The sequence below is a fragment of the Synechococcus sp. MIT S9451 genome, from assembly GCF_047304725.1.
Lineage (GTDB): Bacteria > Cyanobacteriota > Cyanobacteriia > PCC-6307 > Cyanobiaceae > Synechococcus_C.
In genome coordinates this window covers 2521796-2547742 of sequence record NZ_CP138971.1, presented here as the reverse complement: position 1 = coordinate 2547742, position 25947 = coordinate 2521796, and the positions used below count along the sequence as shown (strand labels likewise).

The window sequence follows — 25947 nt, the reverse complement described above, 5'->3', positions numbered from 1 at the left end:
GTTATGGGCCGCTTCAGGACACCACTCTGTATTGACAGGGTTGTTGCAAGCTGAGCTTTCACCTCCAGTTCAATCACTCGTCTCCGTGCCTGAACCCGCTCACCCCTGGAGGGGATGGAGGCCATGCGCTGCAGCGGTGAATGGGGAGATGATGAATGTATCGGTGGCAGAAATTTCACCTCACGCAACACCCCCTTACCTTTCCATGCCAAGTTCAGATGTTCTGACGGAATGTCACCTCTCAAGGTCGTGAACGACTGATTGCTAGAAGCTTGGCTCCTGCATCAATCGCCTGCTTCGGTTGAAAATCCTGTGGCCGACCTTCGCTTGTTGTGACCTGCTTGTTTCGCCTTTGGCCTAGAAGCTAGTTTTTGATGCTTGCTTGATCTGTGTTTTTTTCCGTCCGCCAAACTTCCAGTACGTCCGGAAAATGCTCTTCCATGCATGAATCGCAAATGCCATGGGAGAACTTCAGGCTAGAGTGCTTGGATAAGAATTGATCCAAATAGCCCCAGCTTCCCAAGCCATCTTTGACTTTTCTGCAATAAGAGCATGTTGAGATTAGGCCTGAAGAGTTTTGAAGTGAGTAGAAGGATTCAACTAATTTGATTGATCTTTTGCGAAGCTCTAGAAAGGACACAACTTGTCGCGCAAGCGCATTCATGATGGAGCATTGTTTGTCAGACAAGCTCCCAGGCTCCCTGTCGATGATGCATAAGGTCCCAATGCGCAAAGACTCGCTACTTTGCAGTGGGAATCCTGCGTAGAGCCTGATTTTGGGGTCTCCGCAAACCAAAGGGTTTCCTTTGAATCGTTCGTCAAGGAGAGCGTCTGAAACGATTAAGGGATCGGGGGAGTGAATCGCATGGGCACAGAAAGACCAATCTCTTGGCGTTTCCTCTGCCTCGACACCAACTTTTGATTTAAACCATTGGCGATCAGCGTCCACCAGGCTTAATAGTGATATTGGCGCATTGCAGACAAGAGATGCGATCTTTGTGATGTCATCATAGGCCTGCTCCGGCTTTGTTCCTAGAATTCTGTATTCGGCAAGTGCATTAAGCCTGTCCTCTTCGTTGATAGGAATTTCAGGCTTTTTCAAGGTATTCTAGTTTAACTAGTATTTCTCTTTTATAGAGGTGCAATTTCAAAAGTCGTGGTCTGCCAATGAAAGTTAATCTTTGGTCCCTGTGAGCGCTGCTGCCAGCTGGTGGCGTGGAGGTCATTCGCTGCCTCCCTCACCGCTGGTGCCACCTTGCTGTCGGTTGCAGGCTCAGCTGCTCAAGCCAATCCGTACCCAAGTCCAACAGATTGGCTCTGGTGGTGGACTGCTGGGGCCAATCATCAACGGCAGCCAGCAGCGTCAACAAGCTGCGTGTGCGTTTGCCTCTGAACTGGCTCTACTCATCAGGGGCAAAGCAATGAACTGCTCTGAAGGCAGACAAGTGCAAGACCCCGCCCGGTTAGGAGAGGGAGCTTGCATTCAGCAACAGTCGCAAGTGGTGCAGCAGCTTTCATGGTCTTCATGCCCATCCGCACATGGTTGAGAGCAATACAGTTCACCGACTTTTTCGACTGCTGATTCGCGAGACATGCTGCAGCCACTGGGTTCACACGCGCATATTTGAAGTGACGTTGTCATCGATCGCACTGAACTCTCCCGCCTTCATGCCGTCTTTTGCCTCCTATGACTGGGAAGGCGCAGCGTTGTAGCGGTCGCCTCGGTCAGTGTTGCTGCCGATGCAGGGCGGCCTTGGCTGAGGTCTCGCCCTGCTGCGGATCAACCTCCGTCAACTTGACAGCCGACCAAGGCGCCTGCAGCGCCACCAAGAGGAACGCCCACCCATCGGCCTTCTCCCCTGGACAGCACTGCGCCTAACCCAGCCCCCAGCAGGCCACCAATCACGCTGCCCTCAAGACAACTATTGGTGTCTTGATTGCTCACCGGGGTGCCATAGGGCTGGCTTGGGTAGGTCCGAGGCTGGTGATCTGCATCTCGGTTGTAGGCGTGGATGGTTCGGTGATGCCGTTGCTCTGTTCGATACTCCCTCCGCGCAAGCGGGTGCCTGCGTCTGGTTACCACTGTTCGCTCAACAACCCTCTCAACATTTGGATGCTCGTAGGTCGTCACAATGGTCGTTTCCGCAGGCTGCCGATACCTCCTGACGACGGTTCGTTCGACGTAGCGATCTTGCCGATGGTGGCGGTCACCATCCCGGTGGTACGAGACCCTTTGATGGCGATGATGAGCCATCGCAGGGGACGCCGATGAGGCCAGCAGCAAGCACAACGCGATGATTCTTCTGGGCATGACTGATTTGTCAGTACGCCTCGAGAGTGCTGACTTTTGGCCGCCAGGAGGTGACTGATTCCCACTGGTCTGTAGCTGGATGTGACTGCGCTTGTGTCATCGATCGACCAACGCTGGATCTTGCCCTGGTTGGCTTTGATCTGATGGCGATCGGATGGACTGTGATTCGCTCTTGTTGTTTGACTCTCAGCCTTCAAGAGATTTCTGTAGATCAACCGGCTCTTCCGGTCACGACTGGGCTCACGTCAACAGTGATCTGCCTCTCTATGAGTTGATGTTGTTGTTGACTTGATGAGACCTCAGCATTCATCCAGATCAGGATTAGGAGCTGAAACGGGTGCCAACACCTCGTGGCAAGTAGCTTTTTTTGCCATCCAAAGGAGATCCTGTTTTTGCTTCAAGCGGTTTCCCTTTGGGCACAGTCCATTTCTGGCCTCCAGCAATCACTGTCACCTCGTCGAAGTAGGTCCAGGACCCATACTCTTTGGCAATTTCGTCCAAGACCATTTTCCGGGACCATCCTTTGAAGGGGCCATCGGTGTGGATGTGGTTCAGATCATCCATAAGGGTGCGAGCAAGATGGGCTCGATGCCATTTCAGCAGCCCTTCGGTCTGAACAGCTCTCTCACGACAATGTGAGGGGGATGGCGGAGGCAAGAGCCGCAGTCGGTGATCTTCGCTTGGAGAAGGAGGCGCCGGGCTGTCGAGGTTCTTCCTTCCATATCTCTGACAAAGTGACAACACACTGACTGCAAGGATCTGTGGCCAAGAACCGTTTCAGTGAGAGGGATCTGATCAACCTTTGGTTTGTTCCTGGTGCGGTGTTTGTCGTTTTCGCCGCAGGCTTCATGGTGGGTGGATTGGTTGAGGCTCGCAGGCCGCCAACGCAGCCCTCTTTATTCCCTCAGGCTCCTCCTGTCCTACGCCAAATCGGTGGGGTGACCGCCTTCGCCTTCTATAGCGCCTTTCTCTGTGATGCCGTCTCCCGGAGGCATCGAAGGAAATCGAAGCAAGAGTCTGAGTAGCTCTGGATTGGCTGACTGATTGTGATGGTGCGATCTGCCGATCCGTCACGCCCCGTCGCAAGCGGTTTTTTCATGGCATGACGTCGCAGAGATCAACGTTTGCAGGTGCTATTAGCCCAGCCATTGACTGGTGTTTGCGCTGTTGTGAGCAAGCTCACAGCTGCAGGGGATCGAGGTCATTAGCTGGAGAGCTGATTCCAGAGATGGTGAATGCATCGGAGGGAGCGATCCCACCTCACGCATCACCCCCATCAGAGCAATGACCATGATCAAAACCATCGCCGCCGCTGCTGCCTCCCTCGCCGCTGGTGCCACCTTGATGACCGTTGCAGGCCCTGCAGCACAAGCCAATCCCTACAACACCTTTGGCCGTGCCGGCGGCTGTGATTCAGTCGCCCTTGGTGGTCGTGGACCTAATGGTGGTGGATTCATCGCTGGCCGTGACTGCGGCGATCACCGCGACTGGGCCTCACGGGAAGCACGCCGCAATCGCCAGCACGACACCCAAACCCAACTGATTGGTCTGGGTGGTGGCCTGCTGGGCCAAATCATCAACGGCAGCCAGCAGCGTCAACAAGCTGCTTCTGTCTCGTCCTCTGAACTGGCTCTGCTCAGGCAGCAGCAAGAGATCGAGCTGCTCAAGATGCAACTGCAGATGCAGCAGCAGCCCGGCTACGGCTACCAGACGGTGAACTACGCCCCTGCTCCTCAGGCTCCTGTGTATCACCAGCCTGCTTATGGCTATCAGCAGCAGAGCAGCTACCAGCAGCACTCCGGTTATGTGCAGCGTGTGGTCCGCTGAAGGTCAAAGCAACGGACCGCTTTGAAGGCAGCCAAGCTCAACCCCCGGCCCGTTAGGGGCGGGGGTTAGATAGATGAAAAGGAGCCGAAGAACCCGCGACTGGCTCGGAGCGCCGTTCTTCTTGCCATCACTCGTCTGACGCTCGTGTTGTGTCCTCTGGCAATGGCAGCCGCCAGCCCTTTTGGCCAGTCATCTCCGCAGCGTTGCTCTGCAGCAACAACAGAGGCATCGATCCGCTGAAGTGCATTGCGTTGTTCTGCCATCTCTCTCCTGCCGTTGTCTTCACAGTGCTGCATGGCTGAGCGGCAGTGCCGTGCTACCAGCTGCTCCTAGCTCTGATTCTCACGTCCGCCGCCACTCAATTCCCCTCCCTGACTGGCGGGATCGATGCCCTGCCTCTGTCCATGCATAGACAGCCCCCAAGGCGCCATCGAATGGGGATGCCAGAGAGGTGGCTGAAGAAGGCTTGACAGATGTGTGATACTTACTTCACGCCAAAGTGCCAGATAAAGGCCCACTGCGCGAGAACCGATAACTCGATTCCATGAACCGAAGACAAGTCGCTCCCAGAAGGGAGTGGAGAAAGTGGGGCATCCATCCACCCACCCATCAGCTCACTGGCTACGAATCCCCCCAGCGCCGCCGATACCTGCGTGAGCTGGCAGAACAGGAGCAATCCGAAGGGCTTCATCAAGCTTCCCCTGCTTAATTGCATCAGCTCTTCATCGCTTTGAATTAGAAGCGATTGATTGAGCTATTTGTTGCTGAGGCATCTTCTTTTTTCATGCGATTTTTGGCTTTGCCTCCAGAAGCCTCGCTGATTCATTGTTGGAAGACCTAGGCCGTGAATGAAAGCGGATTGGAATCCTGATCCAATCGCTTTCAGCCACACCAGGTCGATTGAGTCGCCAACACCACTCCAGGTCTTTGCCTTTTTGGCAGGTCCTCACGAGTTCACTGGATATGCCGAAGAGATCGACAGCCTTGGAGAGGCTGGTTGCTGCCGTTCCTCTCAAAGCATTGGCTCGCGAGCACTGCTGAGACGGCTTGTCTGAGTGGGACGCTGTCTTTTTTGAAGCTCGCACACGATCAGAGCTGCTGCTGCAGATCCCTCTGCCGTTCGGATCCATTGCCCACGCGGTAAAGTCGCGGCCGCCCCTACCTCCACCGACTCCACTGCTGATGAAATGGGAATACACGCAACTTCGCTTTGTTCCCCGAGGCAAAAGCTGGACAGGTGAAATTGAGGAGCTTTGGCTAGATGATCGTCAATTGATCTCGCGAAGTCACCCACAGAGGAACATCACCCTGGTGGGATTGATGAATGAATTGGGTGAGCAGGGCTGGGAACTGATGACATATGCCCAACCGTTTACGGGTTATCACGGTGGTTGCTACACCTTCAAGAGGGCTAAGGAGTAATCCATAGTCTCCAATCGTGCGGAATTCTGATGTAGGGCGCCCCTTAATTGATCAGGCTGATTTCTTTTTCATCCAGCCTAAAAGCATCTCCACAACCTCACCACGGCTGGTGGCCCCCCATTCTCGTCTCCGCTGATCGAGCACTTTCACGAGTTCGGGGCTGAGATGCACGGTGTTCTCCGTTTCGTCTCTCACGTCCATGCCACGCAACCAGGTTGGTTGCTTTCTAGCTGCTTCACCGGGGTTTGTCGTTGCTGGGGTGCGCAGTTTTTTTTGGCAATCATGCCGATCCCTTGTCGGTGAGTTCATGCAGGCGGTCGATCAGCAGATCGACGTCGGTGTCGATGCCGCCATCGCGCTCCCAGGCATTGGGATCGAAGCGGGCTTGTACCGCTTGATTGAGCTTGGTTCCACTCAGGCGCTGAAGCATCGTTGAAGAGCTTTGCTGCGCAGTGCTGGCGGGCTTGGCTTGTTGGTCTTCTTGCGGCTCACCGACGACATGACAGGCAATGCGCCGTGTCTGAGGGTTGGCACGGTGCTCCCAGAGGTAAACGCCTTGCCAAACGCCAAGCAGTAGATGACCTCGGTCAATGCTCAGCGTCATGGTCTGACTGGTCAATGCTGTGCGGATATGGGCTGGCATGTCGTCATCGCCCTCGTCGTCATGGAGGTATCGGGTTCGTGCGCCATCGCCATTGATGGGGCCTTGGCCGTCTTGGGGAACCACGGCATCCATCCATGCCTGCAGGTCCTTGAGAACACGCGGGTCAGCATTTTCGTTAATCGTCAGGCTGGCGCTGGTGTGCAGGCAGGTGAGATGCAGCACACCCTGCTGAATGCCGGTGCCAGCGATCCAGGCATTGAGGAGTTCATTGAGCCGTGTAAATCCCGGCTCTCTGGTGGGCACCTCCAGTTGATGCAGGCGTTGGGCCAGGGCCATGCTTGCTGCAGTGAGCGGTCCCTACCGATAGCAACGCTCTGGCGATCAAAGCCTCGCTCTAACCAAACAGGGCGCCATCCTTTCACCTATGCCCAAGAAGGATCATCCACAGGTCGAACGCTATCCACAGAAGGATCGGGACGGTTGGTTGTGGTCTGAGCAGCAGCAGCTGGTCTGCCGGTTCCGCAATGCGCTGCCTTCAGCACATGCGAAGTGGATTGAGGTTGAGACCAGATCGCTCCATGCTGCTGGTCAGCCTGTGGTGAGGCGCCTGTTGCGCCACAACGCCATCGACGCTTGGACGCACATGCTGCAAACCGGGTGGGTGCGAAGTGCTCCGAGGTGGTGATGGGGTGATCCTGCAGTCTTTGCCAGGCTGAATGCAGTGAGCCTCGTGCAGGCGCGATGTCTTCTCAGGATCGACAGCAGGCCACACGCAGGATTCTGGAATCGAGCGGAACGCTGATCGAAGCTGATCACTTTGTGTATGCCTCGGGCGATCATGGCTACGGATGGATCGCCAAGGATCTAATCAACTGTCAACCAGACCTTGCGTATCAGCTTGGGCAACTTTTAGGCGCGGAGATACAGGATCGAGGCTTGAATCCTGACTTGGTCTGTGGACCTGCCATCGGTGGTGTGATTTGCGCTCAATACACCGCGTTGGCTCTCGGATGTGGTTGTGTCTTTGCTGAGCGTCAGCTTGATGCTGAAGGCAAAACTGCAAGCTTTGAGATCAAAAGAGGGTATGACGAGTTCATTAGAAATCAATTTGTTCTGATCGTCGATGATGTTGTCAATACGGGATTTTCAGTGCGCCTGACCTACGAGGCTGTTGTTCGCGTCGGTGGCCGTCCGATCGGTATCGCCACATATGTGAACCGGGGGAATGTTGGGGTAGAAGACCTTGGGGTTGAGAGGTTCATCTTTCTCGATGAAGTCATCTTGCCTGACTGGCCTGCAGACGAATGTCCACTCTGCAAGGCCGGTATTCCTGTGAATGTGCGTTATGCCCATGGCGCTGAATTTCTCGACAGCCAGAAGCCCGGTGTGGTGCCTTAACGGATCAGTTGTTGTGCATTGTCCCTGGCTGTTTCGTCAGCCTGATGGCGCAAACTCTTGAGGTCAAGGATTGAATCCCACGCCCCTGCTCGGTTGGGGCTTTGATCGCTTAAGCACCTTCAAGCATGACCGGTTGTCCTGGTACCGGGGTGACAACAGCACTTGTCAGCGGCTGAGCGACCGTCGCGCTGCTGCTGGTCTCCAGCCAGCGGCTGATCAAGCCTGAAAAGCGCACATCGCCTCCGGTTGTGCTGGCCAAGATCTGGCGTGGTTGGAAGCGCTCCATCAGCTGAGGCAGCACGCTGGCTCCGGTGATGAAGGCCCCCGCTAGCGGCAGGCCTAGATCGCTTACCGGTGAGATCACTGTGTTCACACAACGCTTGGGTAGAGCAGGATCAAGCACTCCATGGGGTTCGAGATACAGCGATCCCTCCGGCCAATCCAGCAGGTATCCGTTCTCCACCATCGGCACACGGGCACCGGCTGAGGCCAGGATGTTGAGGCCCTCCATCTGATGCTGTTCACCAGGTTGCAGGCTGGTGACGTGTTCGAAACCCAGACCTTTGACAACGCGCGTTGCTGCAGGTGATGCCACCACTGGCAGGCTGCGGGGTAGGCGTTTGAGGGTCGGCGGGTGGGAATGATCGGCTAATCCCTGGGTGAGCAGCAGTAAATCCAGTTGCTCCGGGATCGGCCATGGGTGCTGCAGTTCACCTTTGAGCAGCCAGGCACCCGGCGGAAACACCAGGGCCTCGACCAGCCAGGGGTCTACCAAAACCCGCAGTCCTGCGATTTCTAGTAGCCAGCTGTTGGATCCGAAATAGGTTGCTGACCCTGCCTTGCTCATTGCTGATTGCCGCTGGATTGGTCTGATGGCTGTGGTTGGGAGCCTGGCGGGGCGGAGAGGGAGTTGTCGATGCCGAGATCGATTTCTCCGATCCAGGCCACCATCGCGATCAGGCCGGCAACGGCCCCAACCAGTACAAACCAGCGGCGGGCAGTCATGGGGCATGGCGAACGCTGATTCAGTCCAACACGGCCATGGCGACACCGGTGACCGCCAGTAGGGAGGCAGCCACACCAGCAGCGCGTGGATGATCGCCCTCTTGGGATGCCACCAGAAGTGCCATCACTGGTGCGGTGCTCAGCAGGGTGACAGCCACGGCCAGAGGGAGACGCTGCAACACCTCCTGCTGCAACAGGATGCCTAAGTTCGTGCCCAGCACCGTTGCTGTCATGACCCGAAGCCAGCGGCGTTGCTTCGGCCATGGGCCAGCACGCTCCTGCCTATGCCATGGCCAGCCTCGAGACCCGAGCAGCCAGGGCAGCAGACAGACCAGACCCCCCAGCAGCCTGACGGCGGAACTCTGAATCGGTTGCACCGCAGCGCTTAGCAGCACGCTGCGGGAGAGGGCGGCTCCACCAACACCACAGATCACCGCCATCAGTGCCAACAGCAGACCAAGGGCTTGGGCCTGTTGGCCTCGATCAGGCCCTGCCGTTTGTGTCGGCGGACGCTGTCGGGCCACGATCACGACGGAAAGGCTCACCAGGGTGGCTCCGCTCCAGGTGAGCAGTCCAAGGTCTTCTCCCATCCAGACAAGACCGCTGATGGCAGCCAGAAGAGGTGCGAGTGCCTCAACGGTGAGGGTGCGACGGGTGCCGAGTCGCCGTAAGGCTCCGATGTAAAAGCTGTCGCCTGCAGCAATGCCGATGGCGCCGCTGAGTAGCAACATCAGCCAACGGCTTGGCTGATGTTGCCAGGGCACGGAGAGGAGCACTGGCAGCAGCAAGAGGCAGGCGATGGCATTTTTGAGGCCGTTCAGTTGCAGGGAACTGAGGGATGTCGACAGGCTGCGCCAGAGGCTGCTGGCCACGGTCCATGCCAGGGCGGCGACGAGACCTGCCAGGACGCCCATCCGATCAGCTCCCTTGTCCCTGAAGCAGCGTTAGGCCAAAAACCAAGCCCAGCAGGGCCGCCCCCAGCAGGCTGGAGAGGTTGCCCACGCCCACCACCAATAGGCCTCCGCCTCGCCGCCTCTCGGTGTGGTTCATCGGTCTGCGCGATCGTTGTAGTCAATCTGGCTGACAGCAAGGTGAATGCCCTGCTCACCTCATCGCTGCCCCGGCTGGTCTGTCCTTTGCTTGGAGAATCATGTTGAGAAGCCTGATGACGAGGGTATGGCTTCTGCCGGCTGTCCTGCTGTTCAGTGGTTGCGCCGTCAATCGTCTGGCAGAGCATCAACTGATCTGTGCCCGCTTTGAGGCTGGTTACCTCACCCGATTGGAGGCCATCAAGCAGTTGGGGCTGCCTGAGCCCAAGACTGATGAAGAGCGCCAGGAGCTGGATGGTGGGATTGCCGGTTGGTTGTCCTACTGCCGGGTGCTCAAGCGTTGAAGTGTCTGTGCTGACGCAGCGGTCACCTTCAGGGGCAGCGCTCCTGAAGGTGACGTGATCTTGATGCCTTCTCTTTTGGAAAGGTTGCTAGTTCGACCGTTGGATCGATTGTGGAGTGATGTATTCACATGTTAGTGATTTGCCAACATAAGCTGTCACTGTATTGACATCATTTTGGCTCGGTGAATTGTAACCGCTGCCTACCTTGCTGAGATCAAGCTTTGCCTTCAGCGTTTCCAGGTTGATCAGCAGTCTGACGAAATTGCTGGGATCGGTTTTGTCAAAAAGCTTGATGGCGAGGTTGCCATTTTCGATGCTCCCCTGTGGTCCTCCTACTGCTATAAGTCCCTCCTTGATCGCCTCGTCGGGGATGAATTCGTTAAAGGGGATCTCCTTCTCGAGCTTGAAAGGGTCAAGTAAGGATGTGAATTCATTGTGTGAAAAGAGTTCTCCGGTGGTGTTGTCGAAATGCAAGTCGATGCCAATCGATTTGATCGAGCAGTAAATTCGTTTGACCGGAGATTGCCCAGGTAGATTCATTGAGATGGGTAAAGTGCAGCCCGTTAGTAAGGTTGCTCCTGTCAACAAGAGAGCCGTTTTGGTGAGCTTGTTCATTCTTGGAGGGTGAAAAACTGGTAGGGCAGAGGTCAGCAGTGTGATGCGCTTCACCAGAAGGGATCTGTGGCGAATTCGACTTTGAGTTCGCCACGTCTGCTGCTCGGAACCGTGCTGATGCAGGCTCGCACCGTCGTGCCGTTCACCTCGATCTCGCAGGCGCCGCAACTGCCACCCATGCAGCCGGTGGGAATGGTCACCCCTGCATCCCGAGCCGCTGTCAGCCAGTCGCTGCCTACCAGGTGTTCACCATTGCGCCCATTGGGCCAGTGAATCCGCACGGTTGTCATGGCCCCTCCAGGAGAGGGTCCAGATTCACATGACGCTCAAACGCGTCGGCCAGGCGATCGAGCAAGGCATCGCGCTGTCGGCTGTGATGGGGTTGGTCTTCGCTGAGAAGACTGAGTCCGCGCCGGTCCCGTAGTTGATTCAGCCAGCGCCGCCGCCAGGGTCCGCTTTCGAAAACGCCATGCAGATAGGTACCCACCACCAGGCCCCCCTGGGTCCCCACGCTTCTGACCCAGCCGAGTGCGTCGTTGTCGCAGAGATTGGAGCAGTGCTCCATAGGCGTGGTGTGACCGCGATGCAGCTCAAATCCTTCCAGGCTCAAGCGTGGACTCCCCGTGGGCCAGTAGGCCACGCTGCTTCGCTGGAGTAGGGCCTTCTGGCTGCTGAACAGTGTGCTCAGTGGCAGCAGATCGAGTCCGGCAACCTTGTCTGGGTTGTGAGGACCTTCGCGTCCCTCTGGATCATGCAGTTCCCGACCCAGCATTTGCATGCCGCCGCAGATGCCCATCAGTTGGCCACCCTCATGCACGTACCGCACCAGGCTGGTCTCAAGGCCGCTGTCTTTTAGGGCCTGGAGATCGCGCAGAGTTTGTTTGCTGCCTGGAATGACCACCGCATCAGGTCGGCCGAGCTCTTGACCTGGGCTTAGCCAACGCAGTTGCACCGTGGGCTCGGCTTCGAGTGGGTCGAGGTCCGAGAAATTGCTGAGCGAGGGCACTCGTACCACAGCGATGTCCACCTCGGCCCCTTGTTTGCGGCCACGCCGTTCCAGCAGATCAAGTGAGTCTTCTGGGGGGAACAGCTCATCGAGCCAGGGCATCACCCCCAGCACCGGCACTCCAGTGTGTTCCTCAAGCCAGCGACGCCCCTCGTCAAATAAGGATTGGCGGCCGCGGAAACGATTGATCAGGATTCCCCTGATCAGTGGTCGTTCCACGGGTCTGAGCAAGTTGAGGGTGCCCACAATCTGGGCAAAGACACCTCCCCGTTCGATGTCCGCCACCAGGAGGCAGCGGGCACGGAGGTACTGCGCCAGTCGCAGGTTGGTGAGATCGCGGCGCTGCAGATTCACCTCCACTGGGCTTCCAGCTCCCTCCAGCACAAGTCGGCCGCCGGGGTGGTGGGTTTGCAGGTTGGTCAGGCCCTTGCGAATGGCTGCCCAGCCTGGGCGAAACCATTCCTCGTAATACGTTTCTGCCCTTGCCCGGCCGACTGCTTGGCCAAGGTGAATCAGTTCGCTAGTGGAGTCGCCCTGGGGCTTGAGCAGCACCGGGTTCATGGCACATTCGGGCTCGAGGCCCGCGGCCCAGGCCTGAAGCGCCTGGGAGTAGGCCATCTCACCGCCGCTTGGATCGACCCAGGCGTTATTGCTCATGTTCTGACCCTTGAAGGGCAGCGGCTGCTCCCCGCGGCGTAGGAGCACGCGGCAGAGAGCGGCATTCATCAATGACTTGCCGGCACCGCTGCTGGTGCCAAGCACCATCAGCGGTGGGCGGGCTGGATGCGTTGTCATCGCCATGGCTGGGCTCACAACCGGGGCCGGCGTCGGCGCAGCCAGTGATGCAGCCGCTGGGCTGGCGAGGCTGGAGGGATGCCAGCGGGCCAGGCGAGCAGCAACTCCCGTCCCATTGGCGTGAGGCGGACCCGTTCGGTCAGTCCCTGTCCATCCACCTCACGGCGCAAGACTCCGAGTTGGATCAGCCAGATCAGTTGGTCTTCCGTGCGTGATCGGTTCAGCTGGCTGCGGCAGAGGTCAGACCAGTCGGGACGTGCCGCGAGCTCAGTGCTACTAAGGGCTCCCCTCTCGAGAATGCTGTAGAACTCCAGCGCAAAGGGTAGACAGCGCAGAGCCTGCCGGGCCCGTTCCCGGGAGCGGGCGGTCAGCAGGGTCTGGGCTGATGCGTTCACAGTGGCTGGTGGTTCGTGACCCATTCTCATGGCTGGAGCGGTCAGCCGTGCAGCCGTTGGCAGACTCTGCACATCCGCGTTGCAGCCGTGCTTTTGCTGGCATCCGCATCACCTGCTCGTCGCCGCTTGCTGGAACAGGCTGCGATTCACCACCGCGTTCAGGTGAGTGGCGTTGATGAGGAGGCGATTTTCGATCCAGATCCTGCTGAGTTGGTTCAGTTGTTGGCTGCAGCCAAGGCCTCTGTGGTGCGTGAGCACTGCGCCGATGAGGCGATCACAGCCGTGTTGGGTTGCGATTCTGTGCTGGCTTTTGAGGGTGAGGTGTTTGGCAAACCCGCCGATGCTGAGGAGGCGATGGCGCGTTGGCAGCGCTTACGTGGAGCATGGGCAGAGCTGCACACCGGCCATTGCCTGCTGCCCGGCCCGGCGGCTGCACCATCCCTTCCGGTACGCCGTTGTTGTGTCACCACTCGCGTGTTGTTCTCTGAGCTGACCGATGAGGAGATTGCGGCCTATGTCTCCACTGGGGAACCAATGCAGTGTGCCGGGGGCTTTGCCCTTGAAGGTCGAGGCGGCTGCTGTGTGGAGCGGCTGGATGGTTGTTACTCCAACGTGATTGGCCTCAGCCTGCCGCTGCTGCGTCGATGGTTGGCTGCTGCTTGAGCGTTGTCATTTTTCTCTGGCCGTAGCTAAGTCGAAGGTACCCCCTTCGTGCTCGGCTTGATGTTTGCTCTGCGCCATGCCTGCTGGCCTCTGTTGGCCACGTTGTCCTTGATCACGCCGGTGTGCGCCATGGAGCCTGTCCATCGCCCCCAGGTCGGGACTCCATCGATCGCATCCACATCAACCTCCTTGGATCTTTCATCCGAGCAGGCTCACTTCAGTGGGTCTTCGCAACGACTCGGTCAGTCAGATTTCGATGTCAACACGCCGGTTGCTCCTGGAGAGAAGGGCCGAGCTCCTAACGGACATTCGCTTCTCGACCTCAGTTTCTGATCGTCAAGCTCACGGTGGCACGCATCACCTCATGCCTGCCATTTGATTGTGGAGACTGACGTCCCTGGCATGGGTTCCACCCAAGCAGTCTGCTCTGCAGGCTGCTTGGCTCAGAACTTGATCGCGCTCGTTTTGAAGACCGACGTCGTCACCAGACGATTGACTGCGCTCATGATTGAGCCAACAAAAAACCCCGCCTTTCGGCGGGGTTGAGTGACGATCGTTGTTGGCTTGATGCCGAAGGGACTGATCGCTGTGATCAGTCGAGATCGGGCATGGCCAAAGTGGGCTCGGCCTGACGGTCGATTCCCTTCTCGAAACCGGCAGCAGCAGCGCGAGCGCGGCCTGCATGCCAGAGGTGACCCACCAGGAAGAAGAAGGCGAGCACAAACTGTGCTGCTCCCAACCACTGGCGAAGGTTCACGAAGTTCACCGAGTTTGGCTCGGTGATGATGCCTCCAACAGAGTTGAGTGAGGCATTAGGGGCGTGGGTCATGTATTCAGCGGCGCGGCGGACCTGCCAAGGCTGAATATCGTTCTGCAGCTTGTCGAGGCTGAGACCGTTGGGGCCACGGAGTGGCTCCAGCCAGGGACCACGGAAGTCCCAAAAACGCATGGTTTCACCACCGAAGATGATCTCGCCAGTTGGTGAGCGCATCAGGTATTTACCCAAACCAGTAGGACCCATGGCGGATCCGATATTGGCGCCAAGGCGCTGGTCACGCACCAGGAAGGTAAAACTCTGAGCCTGGGACGATTCAGCGTTGGTGGGTCCCCAGAATTCTGAGGGATAGGCGGTGTTGTTAAACCAGATGTATGCGGAGCAGATGAAGCTCATGAAGCTCAGAGCTCCAAGGCTGTAGCTCAGGTAGGCCTCACCGTTCCAAATGAAGGCACGACGCACCCAGCCGAATGGCTTGGTGATCACATGCCAAATGCCACCAAAGATCAGGGTCAGACCCAGCCAGATGTGGCCACCAATGATGTCTTCCATGGAGTTCACACCGATGATCCAGCCCTCGCCACCAAAAGGAGCGCGGAACAGATAGCCGAAGATCACACCTGGATTCAGGGTGGGGTTGGTGATCAGACGCACATCACCACCACCTGGTGCCCAGGTGTCGTAAACGCCGCCAAAGAACATGGCCTTGAAGACCAAGAGCAGGCAGCCGACGCCAAGCAGAATCAGGTGATAACCAATGATGTTGGTCATCTGGTTCTTATCCCGCCAGTCCTGGGAGAAGAAGGTGGAATAGTTCTCCAGGATTTCAGGACCACGGATGGCGTGATACAGGCCACCCAGTCCGAGCACTGCGGAGCTGATCAGGTGCAGAACACCGACCACAAAGAATGGGAACAGATTGGTGACTTCACCGCCAGGACCGACGCCGTAGCCAAGGGTGGCAACGTGCGGCATGCAGATGAAGCCCTGTTCGTACATGGGCTTGTCGAAGGTGAAATGACTCACCTCAAACAGCATCATTGCGCCTGCCCAGAACACCATCAGGCCAGCGTGCGCAACATGGGCACCCAGCAGACGGCCGGACAGGTTGATCAGGCGAGCATTGCCTGACCACCACGCATAACCGGTTGAGTCAAGGTCTTTGCCGCCGGTGGCGACAAGACCGGAATTAAAGGGCGTTTCCACGGGGCAGAACCTCTTCAGGGAAGACGAAGTTTTCGTGCGGCTGGTCAGCCGGTGCCATCCAGGCACGCAGACCTTCATTCAGAAGGACGTTCTTGGTGTAGAAGGTCTCGAATTCGGGATCTTCTGCAGCGCGGATTTCCTGAGACACGAAGTCATAGGCGCGCAGGTTGAGGGCCAGGCCGACGATGCCGATGGCGCTGGTCCACAGCCCCATCACAGGCACGAACAGCATGAAGAAGTGCAGCCAGCGCTTGTTGGAGAAGGCGATCCCGAAGATCTGGCTCCAGAAGCGGTTGGCGGTGACCATGGAATAGGTCTCTTCTTCCTGGGTGGGCTCGAACGCCTTGAAGGTATTGGACTGCTCGCCATCCTCAAACAGGGTGTTTTCCACGGTGGCGCCGTGAATGGCGCAGAGCAGTGCGCCGCCGAGGATGCCGGCCACGCCCATCATGTGGAAGGGGTTCAGGGTCCAGTTGTGGAAGCCCTGGAGGAAGAGGAGGAAGCGGAAGATCGCTGCCACCCCAAAACTGGGAGCAAAGAACCAGCTGCTCTGGCCGAGGGGGTACATCAGGAAAACACTGACGAACACCGCAATCGGACCGGAGAAGGCGATGGCGTTGTAAGGACGAATGCCGACCAGACGGGCGATTTCGAACTGACGCAGCATGAAGCCGATCAGAGCGAAGGCGCCATGCAGCGCCACAAAGGCCCAGAGGCCACCGAGCTGGAACCAGCGAACGAAGTCGCCCTGGGCCTCAGGGCCCCAGAGCAGCAGAAGGCTGTGACCCATCGCATCAGCGGGGGTGGACACAGCGGCGGTGAGGAAGTTGCAACCTTCCAGGTACGACGAGGCAATGCCGTGGGTGTACCAAGAGGTGACAAAGGTGGTGCCTGTCAGCCAGCCACCGATGGCCAGGTAGGCCGTTGGGAAGAGAAGGATGCCGGACCAGCCGACAAAAACGAAGCGGTCGCGCTTGAGCCAATCATCGAGGACGTCGAACCATCCCCGCTGAGGCGCGCGTCCTACAGCGATCGTCATGAGTAGTGAACGGGTGCGGTTTCCCGCAGGCTGTGGGATACCCGGCGACCTTAACAATTTCAGCGTGACCCGCGGGGCTGTTTGGCATCAGCTGAAATCCGTTGTATCGAAACGCGTTTTTCGAGTTTCTTCGGATTTCCTCGCTTCAAGCTTTCTGTCCTCTCACCTGACCCTGCTGGGATCAGCTTGATCCCCTTGCGGGTCACAATGGGCGCTCCCCAGGGGCATCCATGTCTGCCGATCTGCTCGAACAACCGGTTCTCGGTTCCCGCCGACTGTCCAACGTGCTGGTGGCTCTGATGGTGAGCATCGGAGGCATCGGCTTTCTGCTGGCTTCTCTCTCCAGTTATCTCGGTAGGGATCTGCTGCCCCTCGGTCATCCTGCAGCCCTGATTTTTGTGCCTCAGGGCCTCGTCATGGGGCTCTACAGCCTGGCCGCTGCCTTGCTGGCAACGTATCTCTGGTCGGTCATTGCCATTGACGTGGGTTCAGGCAGTAACCGGTTTGATCGTGAGGCAGGGGTGGTCACCATTTCCCGTCGCGGCTTTCGCAAGCCATTCAGTGTGGAGATTCCTCTCAAGGATGTGAAGGCCGTGAAGGTGGAGGTTCGGGATGGTCTGAATCCACGGCGGCGCATCTCCCTGCGTGTGCAGGGTCGTCGCGACATGCCGCTGACGCGGGTTGGTGAGCCTCTCCCTCTGGCACAGCTTGAGCAGGACGGCGCCGAGCTGGCCCGTTTCCTGGGCGTCAACCTTGAGGGGCTTTGATTTGATGGCGCGTCGTTCTCTCTGGGCCAGCTGTCTGGCCACTCTCGTTTGTCTGCCTTTGTTGGTGGGTTGCAACCCTGCCACCAATGCGTCTGTTCCTGTTGGTTGTGCTCAGGCCAGTAGTCCCTGCCTTAAGGGCAAGGCCACTGTGCTGCTGACCACCAGTCGTGGTGAGATCACTCTCGAACTGGATGGTGATGCGGCTCCGGTGACAGCGGGTAATTTCGTCGACCTCGTTCGACGCGGTGTTTACAACGGAACGGTCTTCCATCGGGTCGTGCGTGAACCGGTGCCATTCGTTGTGCAGGGTGGAGACCCTGCGTCCAAAGACCCGAACACAGCCAAGGCTGCCTACGGCAGCGGCAGTTTTATTGATCCGGCCAGCGGTCAAGCCCGATACATCCCTCTTGAAGTCAAATTCAAAAAGGAAGAGCAACCCCGTTACGGACGGGTGACCAGTAATCCCAGTGATCTCTTACAGATTGAACTGGCTCACGACCGCGGTGCACTGGCGATGGCCCGCTCGCAGGCACCGGATTCCGCCAGTGCTCAGTTCTACATCGCTCTGAGGCCTTTGCCTGAGCTCGATGGTCGCTACGCCGTTTTCGGACGGGTGGTGAAAGGGCTGGAGGTTGTTGATGCCATCCAGGCCGATGACCGCATCACCAAGGCGGCCCTGCTCACACCCACACCTTGAGCTTGCATTGGCTGTCGCCATAGCGACAGCCGCCAGGGCATTGGCTCAGGCGGGAACACGCCCACCCGTGATCGCCGCTTTCAGCAGTTCGGTGTTCACTCCGGAAGCCCGTTCCAGGGCCACCTTGCCGGTGCGAGCGATTTCGAGAATGCCATAGGGCGCCATCAGTCGCTCCAGAGCCACAAGCTTGCCTGGGTCACCAACCACCTCAAGGGTGAGGGCGTCGTCTGCCACGTCCACGACCTTGGCCCGGAAGACCTGCACCAGTTCCAAGATGGCGCTGCGCTGGTCGGGCGGTGCTGCCACTTTGAGAAGCATCAGCTCTCTTTCCACCGCTGGGATCTGCGAGAGGTCCAGTACCTGCAGCACATTCACCAGCTTGTCGAGCTGTTTGGTCATTTGCTGGAGGGTGTTTTCGTCTCCTTCCACCACCATGGTGAGTCGCGAGCGCCCCTCGGCCTCGGCCGGACCGACCGCCAGGCTGTCGATGTTGAAGCCACGACGGGCGAACAGACCGGCGATGCGGCTCAGGGCGCCGGATTCATCCTCCACCAGCACGGACAGGGTGTGCTTCATTCCCCTCGTTTCGTTTGCAGCGGACGTTTGCTCTCCAAGTTACGGTCCAGCCAGCTCAGCAAGACCTGATGAAAGGCATCAGGGGTTTCGTCATGGGGGCAATGGCCGCTGTTGTCGATCACCTCCAAGTCCAGCCAGGGATATTGCTTCAGCAGTTGTTCTCCGATCACTAGAGGGACAAAACGATCCTCCCGACCCCAGACCAGCAGCACTGGAATGGCCTCTGGATTGGAGGAGAGGCGTTCGATCAGGGCCGGAGCCGTCGCCCCACGCGGTCGTAGGGCCATGCCAATGCTCATCGCCCGGAGGGCGCGGGCGGCCGTGGGGCGCCGTGCTGGAGCGGCCACCAGTTGATGCAGCTCACGGTCGGTACGGATCGAGCGGTGATAGGCACCCTGAAGGCCAAGGCGGAGCAGTGCGGTGCGGCTAATCAGCGGGATCAGCACTCCTAGCGGTAGAAGTCGCATCGCCATCACAACGAAGGGCTTTCTCAGCCGGCGCCAGAAGCGAGATCTGCGGAGTGGCAGTGGCTGCATCAGGGCTGGATCCGGTAGCGGAGCAGCGACGACGGCGGCCACCAGGTCGGGGCGGAGGACTGCTGTGGTGAGGGCTGTGAGCCCTCCAAGAGAATTGCCGACCAGCACCGCCGGCCTGGTGGCATCGGCCCCCACCACCTGTTCGAGAAAGGCACTGAGCTGTCTGGCCCAGAGGCGGTTATCGAGAGGTCTGCGATGGTTGTGGCCTGGTTGTTCGGAGCGTCCGAATCCAATCAGATCCAGGCCATACACCCGGTACCCCGCCTCAGCGAGGTGAAGTGCATTGTGCCGCCAGTGGTCGCTGCTGGCGCCGAATCCATGCAGCAGCACCAGTGCCTGACCCTGCCTAGGGCCGTGCACGCGCCAGTGGCTTTGCATGCCCTGCCACTGCCAAGTTGCGCTCTCCCCCCAGTCGGTTTGGCGCACCACCCCCTGCCCGGCAGTCTGGAGAGCGGTTGCATCCACGGGCATCTGAGCCACGACATATCTCACTATCGCGAAGGTGCTGCCCAGCTGGAGCTTGGCGACGGCTTCTTCCGGCCGGAGTCCCGACCTTCTCGGGATCTCTCCGTGTTGATGGCGGCCTGGCAGTTGCGGCAGCGCGGAGAGAGCCCCTGTCGATGGCTGGATCTGATGGCGGGTTGCGGGATCCGATCCGTGCGCTGGGGGCTAGAAGCGCTGCCAGCAATCCGCACCTCATCAGCGCTCACGCTCACCGTCAACGATGCCGATGCTGCACGCCAGCTCCTGCTGCAGCGCAACCTGGCCCCACTTCGTTCAGCGCGTCTCACCCTCGCCTGTCATCAGGAGCCGGCGGAGGTGCTGTTGCGTCGTGCCTATCTCGATCAGCATCATTTCGACCTCATCGATCTGGATGCCTTCGGCTGTCCGAATGGGCTGTTGCAGGCCAGCTTGCAAGCGCTTGCGTTCGATGGGGTGCTGCTTTTAGCCAGTACGGACGGCCGCTCGCCCACTGGTCATGACAGGGTTGCTGCGGTTCGTAAGTTCGCTGCAGCGGCGCGGACCCATCCGGCCAGTTGGGAGGTGGCCCTGCGCTTGCAACTGGCTGTGCTGGCGCGGGAGGCCTGGATGCTGGGCCGTGGTCTAGAGCCCCTCGCTTGTTTCAGTGATGGCCGCACCTTTCGATTGGCGGTGCGGATGCGGCGACGGCTGGCCGACGGGGAGGAGCAGCAGCTGGGATTGCTTGCCCGTTGTGCGCGATGTGGGGCCCAGGCAGTGCAGCCACTGCTGAGGCTTCAGGGTTGGCCGTCTTGTGCTTGCGAGGGCACTCAAGGGCGTTGGGCTGTGACGGGACCCCTCTGGCTGGGGCCGTTGCAATCGCCTGTTGTGATCAGCGAGCTATTGGAGCTCGCTGATGCTCTGGAGCACACGTTGGCGAAGCCAGGGCGTCGTCTGCTCCAACGTCTGCAAGCCGATCCGGGCCTGCCTGTGTGTTGTTGGTCGACGGCTGAACTAGCCCGACGACTACAGCTCCAGGGCCCTCCCTCTCTCCACGATCTTGTGGGGGTGCTGCAAGCGTCTGGCTATCAGGCCTGCGCCAGCGGGGTGATGGCCGGACAGCTCCGCACAGATGCTCCTCTCGACAGCTTGTTGCAGGTTTGCCGCCATCTCGGCCGTAAGGATCGTTAAATGGGTGTTGAAACGATTTGCCCCCACCATGGCCGCGGAGATTTTTGGAACTGCTGCAATCTTTTGGGTTCTGATCCCCGTTGGTCTTGTGGGCGGAGCTTTGCTGCTCAAGCTCCAGGGTGACTGAAGCCAAGCTCCCGATCAGCAAGTCATCCCTTTAGGCTCCTGCACTTGTGCGAGCGAACCCTATGCAGGTTCTGGTGGTTGGAGCAACTGGCACCCTTGGAAGGCAAATTGCCCGCCAGGCCCTGGATGCAGGCCATCAGGTTCGCTGCATGGTGCGAACACCCCGCAAAGCATCCTTCCTCCAGGAGTGGGGTTGCGAGCTCACCCGCGGTGACCTGCTCGAGCCCGCCAGCCTCGATTACGCCCTCGAGGACATGGATGCGGTGATTGACGCGGCCACCAGTCGACCGGACGACCCTCGCAGCGTTTACGAGACGGACTGGAACGGCAAGCTCAACCTGTTCCGAGCATGTGAGAAGGCTGGGGTTCAGCGTTTGGTCTTTCTCTCTTTGCTGGCTGCCGAGAAGCACCGTCAGGTGCCCTTGATGGACATCAAATACTGCACTGAGAGGCTCTTGGAGCAATCAGAGCTCGACTACACGATCCTGCAAGGCGCAGCCTTTATGCAGGGTGTGATCGGTCAGTTCGCCATTCCCGTGCTCGAAAGTCAGACCGTGTGGGTGAGTGGCAGTCCTACCGCGATCGCCTATATGAACACCCAGGATGTGGCGCGCTTCGCCGTGGCTGCGCTGGAGCGTCCTGAAACCGTGCGCTGCAGCTTCCCTGTGGTCGGTCCAAAAGCCTGGAATACCGGTGAAGTGGTGCAGCTGTGTGAGCTTTACAGCGGAAAGTCGGCTCGGGTTTTTCGGGTGCCGCCGGCTTTGATCCAGTTGCTGCAAGCCGTCTGCAATTTCTTCGAGTCGGCTGTGAATGTGGCAGAGCGTCTTGCGTTTGTAGAGGTGACCGGTGGCACGGAGGGGCTCGATGCGCCGATGGAGGCCAGCTATGGCGCTTTTGGGCTCGAGGCTTCGGAAACGACCTCCTTGGAGGACTACATCCGTGAGTACTACGAGACGATTCTCAAGCGACTGAAGGCGATGGAGGCTGATCTCGATAAAGACGCCAAGAAGAAGCTGCCCTTCTGATCGCAGGCATGACGTCTTTTGGCATTGTTCGAGGGCGATGCGTAGTTTGTCCTTCCGGACAAGTTCGCTGGTGGTGCAGCCCCTGACTCCGATCAATCCAATTGGTGTCAATTCAAGCCAGAGCTCTCGCCGCTTGCGCAGTCAGGCCAGCGAGCAACCGCCACCACTCTGCCCTGTAGTGCAGATGTACTGATTCTTCGGTAAGGTGGCCGGGTCTCCTGCGTCGTCGTTTGCGATGTCCGTCGCTCAAATCAAGAATCTGCAGCGTCGCCTCGACAACCTCAACCGTGAGGCGGAGGCCGAGCTGACCCGATCCTGTGGTCATGAGCTCTGGCGCACGCTCGGTTTCGATGCCTTTGATGGGCTCGAAGATGCTGACCGCAGGGCCACTGCCAACTACTACTACGGCCAGTGGCAGACCGTTCGCGAGCTCCAGGATGTCTTGGGGTGAACCCGAAGGCGTCGCTTGAAAGCGTCGCCTGCTTGGATGGGTGCCGAATTGATCAACTTGGCTTGATGAGTAGCTGCTGCGGCCCTGTGACGCCTCTGGATCAGACCAGTGCCGTTGAAGCCCGCTATGGCGCCGCAGCCCAAGAGCAGGAAGCGTGCCTTTGCACCCCTGTCGCCTTTGACCCCAAGTGGTTGAAGGTCATCCCCGCTGAGGTGGTCGAACGTGATTACGGCTGTGGTGATCCCACTCGCTGGGTTGCGTCTGGTGACACTGTGCTCGACCTCGGCAGTGGCAGTGGCAAGAACGCTTTGATCTGTGCCCAGGTGGTGGGCGCAGAGGGTGCCGTGATCGGAGTGGATCGCAATCGCGACATGTTGGGGCTCTCCCGTCGTGCGGCCGCTGTGGTGGCTGAGCGCATCGGCTTCAGCAACGTCAGCTTTCTGGAGGGCGCGATTGAGGCCCTTGATGCACCAGGGCTGGATGGTGCTGCGTTGATCGCCGATGCGAGCGTGGATCTGGTGCTCAGTAATTGTGTGCTCAATCTGGTCAACCCTTCTGCCCGTCAGCGCCTGCTCAACAACATCCGCAGGGTGCTTCGGCCTGCAGGTCGAGTGGCGATCAGCGATATCGTCTGTGATCGCCCCGTTCCTCTCGCCTTGCAGCAGGACCCTGAGTTGTGGAGCGGTTGTATCAGCGGGGCCTGGGAGGAGCAGGCGTTTCTCAACGACTTCAAGTCACTGGGATTCGAAGCTGTTTCCTATGCCGACCGGTCTGAGCAGCCATGGAAAGTGGTTGAAGGCATTGAATTCCGTGCCGTCACCCTCGTTGGTGCCTTACCGGGTTCGGGGCGCTCCTGCTGCTGAGTAGGCGGTTGAGTCTCCTTGCCTCGTCGGGGCTGACTCGGCGCCACTGCCCTGGGGCCAGGCCCTCCAGGTTCAAGTTTGGTTGGCCATCCATCAGGTCGAGGCTGGTACGGATCAGTCGCAAGGTGGGTAAGCCCACCGCCGCTGTCATCCTGCGCACCTGTCTGTTGCGACCTTCGCGGAGTGAGAGGGCAATCCAGCTGGTGGGGATCTTTGCTCGAAAACGGATCGGGGGGTTGCGCTCCGTGACCCCGAGACTCAGGGCTGGCTCCAGCAGTGCTGCCTTGGCGGGCAAGGTCATTGTTCCCTGAATGACCAATCCGCGTTCCAGCTTCTGCAAATGCTCGTGCTTGGCTTCGCCTTCCACCTGGACCCAGTAGGACCGCCAGTGGCCGAAATGCGGGGAGGTGAGCCGATGCTGAAGACGGCCGTTGTTCGTGAGGAGCAGCAGGCCCTCGCTGTCAGCGTCGAGGCGGCCGGCGGCATACACATCGGGGACTGGAACTAGATCCGCTAGACAGCCCCAGCGGCTGTTGGGTTCTGGCGTGAATTGACTGAGAACGCCGTAGGGCTTGTGCAGGAGCAGGGTGGAGAGTTGGTCTGCCATCACCGTGCACTGGCTTGATGTTGAGACATGGCCCGGGATGACGGAGAGGCAGGAGCAGGCGTCATCAACTGGCCTTGGGTGAGGCCATCCCGCTCACAATCCAGACGGGGCGTCCATCACGCTAGGTAGAGCTTTGACGGGCCCGCCACAAGTTGACAACGCCGATCGAAATCAGCAGCAGCCCAAGATCAAGAGTGAGAGGCGGCAGAATCATTTGGTCCGATCAGCGACATGGACCCTAGAGACAAACAACCGTCCTGTGGTCGAGCAGGTCGCCACCTAAACTGTCCTCAACTACAGAGCTCAATCGCCGGCGCATGATCGAAACCTCGGGCGTGATTGAAAAGGAGCAGGGCAACGGGTTCTACCTCGTGACCCTCGAACAGCCCGCAGGTCACCAGTGTCTGTGCCGTGCTGCCGGCAAGCTCACGAAGTTCCGGATCAAACTGCTGGCTGGCGACAAGGTGCTGGTGGAGATCAGTCCCTACGACCTCACGCGCGGTCGGATTACCTATCGAGAGCGCAATGCCGGAGCCCCTGGTGGACGGCCGGGTGGAAACCGTCCAGGTGGCCCGCGCCGTCGCTGATCCAGGCTGAGCGAACTTGTGCTTCGCTTCGGGGCTGAAGCTGAAGTGTTTGACGGCGTTCTGGATCCGATCAGCGTGCCGTTAGCAGTTGTTCGAGGGCTGCTTTGAACTCGTGGCGCTGTTTGACGCCACGCCACTGTTCTCTGAGCTCCTTGGCTTTGAACAGTTGCACCGTCGGAGTGCCGTTCACTCCGGCTTGTTCAGCGATCTCCTGCTCTGCATCGATATCGATCTCAATCCCTTGGGCTTGCCCCCCAAGTTCGTTGAGAACTCGTTTGAGCTGGGGCTTGAGCACATGGCAGGGGCCGCAACTGGGTGAGGTGTAGACGACCAGAAGTGGCTTGTCGCTGTCGTGATAGAGCTTGCGCAGCGCGTAGCTGCCCTTTTGCCATAGGGCATTGGGGTCATACGTGACCTCTGTAACGGCTTCACTCGGTTGGGGAGTCTCCGCCTGCTTGGGTTCCACCGAGTCCCGTCTCACCAGTTGGGCCAGGTTGTGGTGGCTGAGCCAACGCTCGGCCGCGAGGGCTGCCTGGCAGCCGCTGCCTGCTGCGGTGATGCCTTGTCGCCATTCGCCATCAGCCACATCGCCAGCGGCATAGACCCCTTCCAACGAGGTTTCCGGGCGTCCGGGTTCGGTGATCAGGTAACCCTTGGTGTCGCACTGAAGTTGTTCTTGCAGCAGATCGGTGTTGGGGGTGTGACCGATGGCATAGAAGAGCCCCCGAACCGGCAATTGACTCTCTTCGCCACTGATGCGGTGGCGGATGGTGAGTCCGGTCAACCAGTCCTCTCCGAAGGCATCCACCAGTTCAGTGTTCCAGTGCACTGTGATCTGGGGGTTGGCCGTAACCCGATCCGCCATGGCTGCACTGGCTCTCAGTTGATCTGATCGCACCATCAGGTGCACATGGCTGCCGTACTTGGTGAGATACACCGCCTCCTCACAGGCGGAATCACCGCCACCAACCACTGCCAGTTCTGCGTTGCGGAATTGGGGTGTGGCTCCATCACAAATGGCGCAAGCGCTAATTCCACTGCTCCAAAATCGTTGCTCGCTTGGCAGCCCGAGGCGATTGGCACTGGCTCCAGTGGCAATGATCAGGGCCTGGGCGTGGATGGTGCGGCCCTCGGACTGAAGCCGGAAGGGTCTTTGGCTTAGGTCGATGGCGTCGGCGTCAGCTTCGACCAGGCGCGTTCCCCAGCGCTCCGCCTGGGCCTTCATCAAGTCCATCAGGTCCGGACCGAGCACGCCATCCGGGAAGCCCGGAAAATTCTCAACGTGGGTGGTGGTCATCAGCTGACCTCCGGGGATGCCGCCCCGCTGAAAGCCTGTGATCAGCAGAGGGCTCAGATTGGCTCTTGCGGCATAAATGGCGGCGGTGTAGCCGGCTGGTCCCGAGCCAACGATGACGAGGTTTTCGACCTCACCCTTGGCGGATGTGTCGGATCCAAGCTGCCCGGGGGCGATCATGACTTAGGCGGAACGGGTATGAGTTAAGCCTAGGGCTGATGACCCGCCTCTGTTGCATTATCTCTGTGGTGTCGGCGGATGTTGACCGGAATTACGCCAAGAATTGAGATGGAATTTTAGCGAAATTAATCTGC

The 25947-nt window shown here is 58.9% G+C and carries 35 protein-coding genes and 1 pseudogene; 17 read left to right on the top strand and 19 right to left on the bottom strand.

The genetic code is table 11. The features are described 5' to 3' along the window. Nucleotides 1–364 precede the first annotated feature (364 nt). From SIB72_RS13275 to SIB72_RS13265, 3 genes and pseudogenes are all read right to left on the bottom strand, one after another. On the bottom strand, nt 365–1102 hold the full coding sequence (locus SIB72_RS13275) for a GAF domain-containing protein (RefSeq protein ID WP_115120433.1): 738 nt from the start codon (nt 1100–1102) through the stop codon (nt 365–367). A gap of 381 nt (nt 1103–1483) precedes the next feature. After that, entirely contained in the window at nt 1484–1642 is a 159-nt protein-coding gene (locus SIB72_RS13270) for a metallothionein (RefSeq protein ID WP_115120434.1), read from the bottom strand. Between the two features lie 138 nt (nt 1643–1780). After that, nucleotides 1781–1939 (bottom strand): annotated as a pseudogene (locus SIB72_RS13265) (glycine zipper 2TM domain-containing protein); the annotation flags it as partial. A 69-nt stretch (nt 1940–2008) separates the two neighbouring features. Between SIB72_RS13265 and SIB72_RS13260 the strand changes: the two are divergent. Further along, nucleotides 2009–2272, top strand: a complete 264-nt coding sequence (locus SIB72_RS13260; RefSeq protein WP_413744152.1) for a hypothetical protein — start codon at nt 2009–2011, stop codon at nt 2270–2272. 360 nt (nt 2273–2632) lie between these two features. On the opposite strand, the gene SIB72_RS13255 is transcribed toward SIB72_RS13260, so the two are convergent. Beyond that, on the bottom strand, nt 2633–2875 hold the full coding sequence (locus tag SIB72_RS13255) for a hypothetical protein (protein ID WP_115120436.1): 243 nt from the start codon (nt 2873–2875) through the stop codon (nt 2633–2635). Nucleotides 2876–3072: 197 nt separating this feature from the next. Here SIB72_RS13255 and SIB72_RS13250 point away from each other — a divergent pair, with 197 nt between their 5' ends. The 3 genes from SIB72_RS13250 (at nt 3073) to SIB72_RS13240 (ending at nt 5560) form a co-directional block, all read left to right on the top strand. Continuing rightward, on the top strand, nt 3073–3336 hold the full coding sequence (locus tag SIB72_RS13250; protein WP_413744151.1) for a hypothetical protein: 264 nt from the start codon (nt 3073–3075) through the stop codon (nt 3334–3336). A 259-nt stretch (nt 3337–3595) separates the two neighbouring features. Then, complete coding sequence (locus SIB72_RS13245; protein ID WP_413744150.1) at nt 3596–4138, top strand: hypothetical protein; 543 nt, start codon at nt 3596–3598, stop codon at nt 4136–4138. Nucleotides 4139–5320: 1182 nt separating this feature from the next. Further along, entirely contained in the window at nt 5321–5560 is a 240-nt protein-coding gene (locus SIB72_RS13240; RefSeq protein WP_115014608.1) for a hypothetical protein, read from the top strand. Nucleotides 5561–5840: 280 nt separating this feature from the next. Here the strand turns inward: SIB72_RS13240 and SIB72_RS13235 are convergent, their stop codons facing one another. Further along, nucleotides 5841–6500, bottom strand: a complete 660-nt coding sequence (locus SIB72_RS13235; RefSeq protein WP_115118797.1) for a secondary thiamine-phosphate synthase enzyme YjbQ — start codon at nt 6498–6500, stop codon at nt 5841–5843. 88 nt (nt 6501–6588) lie between these two features. Between SIB72_RS13235 and SIB72_RS13230 the strand changes: the two genes are divergently transcribed. Beyond that, nucleotides 6589–6849 carry a DUF1651 domain-containing protein gene (locus tag SIB72_RS13230; RefSeq protein WP_115118795.1) on the top strand — a complete coding sequence of 87 codons (261 nt, stop codon included), beginning with the start codon at nt 6589–6591 and terminating at the stop codon, nt 6847–6849. Between the two features lie 56 nt (nt 6850–6905). Then, on the top strand, nt 6906–7562 hold the full coding sequence (locus tag SIB72_RS13225) for a phosphoribosyltransferase family protein (RefSeq protein ID WP_413744149.1): 657 nt from the start codon (nt 6906–6908) through the stop codon (nt 7560–7562). Between the two features lie 109 nt (nt 7563–7671). Here SIB72_RS13225 and SIB72_RS13220 read toward each other — a convergent pair whose 3' ends face one another. From SIB72_RS13220 to SIB72_RS13205, 4 genes are read right to left on the bottom strand one after another with little or no spacing between them, the layout of a single operon-like run. Next, a complete protein-coding gene (locus SIB72_RS13220; protein ID WP_413744148.1) occupies nt 7672–8409 on the bottom strand; it encodes an MBL fold metallo-hydrolase in 738 nt (245 codons plus the stop codon). Then, the gene (locus tag SIB72_RS13215; RefSeq protein WP_413744147.1) at nt 8406–8567 is read right to left on the bottom strand and encodes a hypothetical protein; all 162 of its coding nucleotides are present in this window, start codon (nt 8565–8567) and stop codon (nt 8406–8408) included. The genes SIB72_RS13220 and SIB72_RS13215 overlap by 4 nt, the downstream gene beginning before the upstream one ends. Before the next feature lie 20 nt (nt 8568–8587). Beyond that, on the bottom strand, nt 8588–9481 hold the full coding sequence (locus SIB72_RS13210) for an EamA family transporter (RefSeq protein WP_413744146.1): 894 nt from the start codon (nt 9479–9481) through the stop codon (nt 8588–8590). Between the two features lie 4 nt (nt 9482–9485). Then, complete coding sequence (locus SIB72_RS13205; protein ID WP_413744145.1) at nt 9486–9617, bottom strand: hypothetical protein; 132 nt, start codon at nt 9615–9617, stop codon at nt 9486–9488. A 115-nt stretch (nt 9618–9732) separates the two neighbouring features. Between SIB72_RS13205 and SIB72_RS13200 the strand changes: the two genes are divergently transcribed. Continuing rightward, entirely contained in the window at nt 9733–9960 is a 228-nt protein-coding gene (locus SIB72_RS13200; RefSeq protein ID WP_115118788.1) for a hypothetical protein, read from the top strand. Between the two features lie 87 nt (nt 9961–10047). On the opposite strand, the gene SIB72_RS13195 is transcribed toward SIB72_RS13200, so the two are convergent. The 4 genes from SIB72_RS13195 to SIB72_RS13180 are packed head-to-tail and all read right to left on the bottom strand — an operon-like array spanning nt 10048 to nt 12801. Then, nucleotides 10048–10629, bottom strand: a complete 582-nt coding sequence (locus SIB72_RS13195; RefSeq protein WP_413744144.1) for a hypothetical protein — start codon at nt 10627–10629, stop codon at nt 10048–10050. Beyond that, nucleotides 10626–10865 (bottom strand): 2Fe-2S iron-sulfur cluster binding domain-containing protein, encoded by a 240-nt coding sequence (locus tag SIB72_RS13190; RefSeq protein WP_115118784.1) that lies wholly within the window; start codon nt 10863–10865, stop codon nt 10626–10628. Before SIB72_RS13190 ends, SIB72_RS13195 begins: the two co-directional genes overlap by 4 nt. Beyond that, on the bottom strand, nt 10862–12346 hold the full coding sequence (locus SIB72_RS13185) for a cobyric acid synthase (RefSeq protein WP_413745138.1): 1485 nt from the start codon (nt 12344–12346) through the stop codon (nt 10862–10864). The genes SIB72_RS13190 and SIB72_RS13185 overlap by 4 nt, the downstream gene beginning before the upstream one ends. 44 nt (nt 12347–12390) lie before the next feature. After that, nucleotides 12391–12801 carry an Npun_F0494 family protein gene (locus tag SIB72_RS13180; RefSeq protein ID WP_413744143.1) on the bottom strand — a complete coding sequence of 137 codons (411 nt, stop codon included), beginning with the start codon at nt 12799–12801 and terminating at the stop codon, nt 12391–12393. 57 nt (nt 12802–12858) lie between these two features. Between SIB72_RS13180 and SIB72_RS13175 the strand changes: the two genes are divergently transcribed. Beyond that, nucleotides 12859–13434 (top strand): Maf family protein, encoded by a 576-nt coding sequence (locus SIB72_RS13175; RefSeq protein WP_413745137.1) that lies wholly within the window; start codon nt 12859–12861, stop codon nt 13432–13434. A gap of 60 nt (nt 13435–13494) precedes the next feature. Beyond that, on the top strand, nt 13495–13767 hold the full coding sequence (locus tag SIB72_RS13170; protein WP_136988948.1) for a hypothetical protein: 273 nt from the start codon (nt 13495–13497) through the stop codon (nt 13765–13767). A 259-nt stretch (nt 13768–14026) separates the two neighbouring features. On the opposite strand, the gene psbC is transcribed toward SIB72_RS13170, so the two are convergent. Beyond that, the gene (psbC, locus tag SIB72_RS13165; RefSeq protein WP_413744142.1) at nt 14027–15415 is read right to left on the bottom strand and encodes a photosystem II reaction center protein CP43; all 1389 of its coding nucleotides are present in this window, start codon (nt 15413–15415) and stop codon (nt 14027–14029) included. Next, nucleotides 15399–16454, bottom strand: coding sequence for a photosystem II D2 protein (photosystem q(a) protein) (psbD, locus tag SIB72_RS13160; protein ID WP_413744141.1), 1056 nt, complete (start codon nt 16452–16454; stop codon nt 15399–15401). The genes psbC and psbD overlap by 17 nt, the downstream gene beginning before the upstream one ends. A 230-nt stretch (nt 16455–16684) precedes the next feature. Here psbD and SIB72_RS13155 point away from each other — a divergent pair, with 230 nt between their 5' ends. Together SIB72_RS13155 and SIB72_RS13150 are read left to right on the top strand one after the other, a co-directional pair. Further along, nucleotides 16685–17221: a photosystem I assembly protein Ycf4 gene (locus tag SIB72_RS13155; protein ID WP_115118545.1), complete on the top strand. Its 537-nt coding sequence runs from the start codon at nt 16685–16687 to the stop codon at nt 17219–17221. Nucleotides 17222–17225: 4 nt separating this feature from the next. Continuing rightward, nucleotides 17226–17918 carry a peptidylprolyl isomerase gene (locus SIB72_RS13150; protein WP_413744140.1) on the top strand — a complete coding sequence of 231 codons (693 nt, stop codon included), beginning with the start codon at nt 17226–17228 and terminating at the stop codon, nt 17916–17918. 45 nt (nt 17919–17963) lie between these two features. Here the strand turns inward: SIB72_RS13150 and ilvN are convergent, their stop codons facing one another. After that, on the bottom strand, nt 17964–18494 hold the full coding sequence (ilvN, locus tag SIB72_RS13145) for an acetolactate synthase small subunit (RefSeq protein WP_115019830.1): 531 nt from the start codon (nt 18492–18494) through the stop codon (nt 17964–17966). Further along, nucleotides 18491–19501: an alpha/beta fold hydrolase gene (locus SIB72_RS13140; protein ID WP_413744139.1), complete on the bottom strand. Its 1011-nt coding sequence runs from the start codon at nt 19499–19501 to the stop codon at nt 18491–18493. The genes ilvN and SIB72_RS13140 overlap by 4 nt, the downstream gene beginning before the upstream one ends. A gap of 99 nt (nt 19502–19600) precedes the next feature. Between SIB72_RS13140 and SIB72_RS13135 the strand changes: the two genes are divergently transcribed. The 5 genes from SIB72_RS13135 (at nt 19601) to SIB72_RS13115 (ending at nt 23145) form a co-directional block, all read left to right on the top strand. Then, nucleotides 19601–20680 (top strand): N2,N2-dimethylguanosine tRNA methyltransferase, encoded by a 1080-nt coding sequence (locus tag SIB72_RS13135; RefSeq protein WP_413745136.1) that lies wholly within the window; start codon nt 19601–19603, stop codon nt 20678–20680. 28 nt (nt 20681–20708) lie between these two features. Next, on the top strand, nt 20709–20807 hold the full coding sequence (petM, locus tag SIB72_RS13130; RefSeq protein WP_115019832.1) for a cytochrome b6-f complex subunit PetM: 99 nt from the start codon (nt 20709–20711) through the stop codon (nt 20805–20807). A gap of 61 nt (nt 20808–20868) precedes the next feature. After that, a complete protein-coding gene (locus tag SIB72_RS13125) occupies nt 20869–21831 on the top strand; it encodes an NAD(P)H-binding protein (RefSeq protein WP_115118516.1) in 963 nt (320 codons plus the stop codon). A gap of 235 nt (nt 21832–22066) precedes the next feature. Beyond that, the gene (locus SIB72_RS13120; protein ID WP_115019910.1) at nt 22067–22282 is read left to right on the top strand and encodes a hypothetical protein; all 216 of its coding nucleotides are present in this window, start codon (nt 22067–22069) and stop codon (nt 22280–22282) included. A gap of 65 nt (nt 22283–22347) precedes the next feature. Further along, on the top strand, nt 22348–23145 hold the full coding sequence (locus SIB72_RS13115) for a methyltransferase domain-containing protein (protein WP_413744138.1): 798 nt from the start codon (nt 22348–22350) through the stop codon (nt 23143–23145). Here SIB72_RS13115 and SIB72_RS13110 read toward each other — a convergent pair. Beyond that, nucleotides 23099–23752 (bottom strand): pseudouridine synthase, encoded by a 654-nt coding sequence (locus SIB72_RS13110; protein WP_413744137.1) that lies wholly within the window; start codon nt 23750–23752, stop codon nt 23099–23101. The genes SIB72_RS13115 and SIB72_RS13110 overlap by 47 nt on opposite strands. 317 nt (nt 23753–24069) lie before the next feature. Between SIB72_RS13110 and infA the strand changes: the two genes are divergently transcribed. Further along, on the top strand, nt 24070–24339 hold the full coding sequence (gene infA / locus SIB72_RS13105) for a translation initiation factor IF-1 (RefSeq protein ID WP_006041809.1): 270 nt from the start codon (nt 24070–24072) through the stop codon (nt 24337–24339). A gap of 70 nt (nt 24340–24409) precedes the next feature. On the opposite strand, the gene trxB is transcribed toward infA, so the two are convergent. Next, entirely contained in the window at nt 24410–25813 is a 1404-nt protein-coding gene (gene trxB / locus SIB72_RS13100) for a thioredoxin-disulfide reductase (RefSeq protein WP_413744136.1), read from the bottom strand. Nucleotides 25814–25947: the final 134 nt, after the last annotated feature.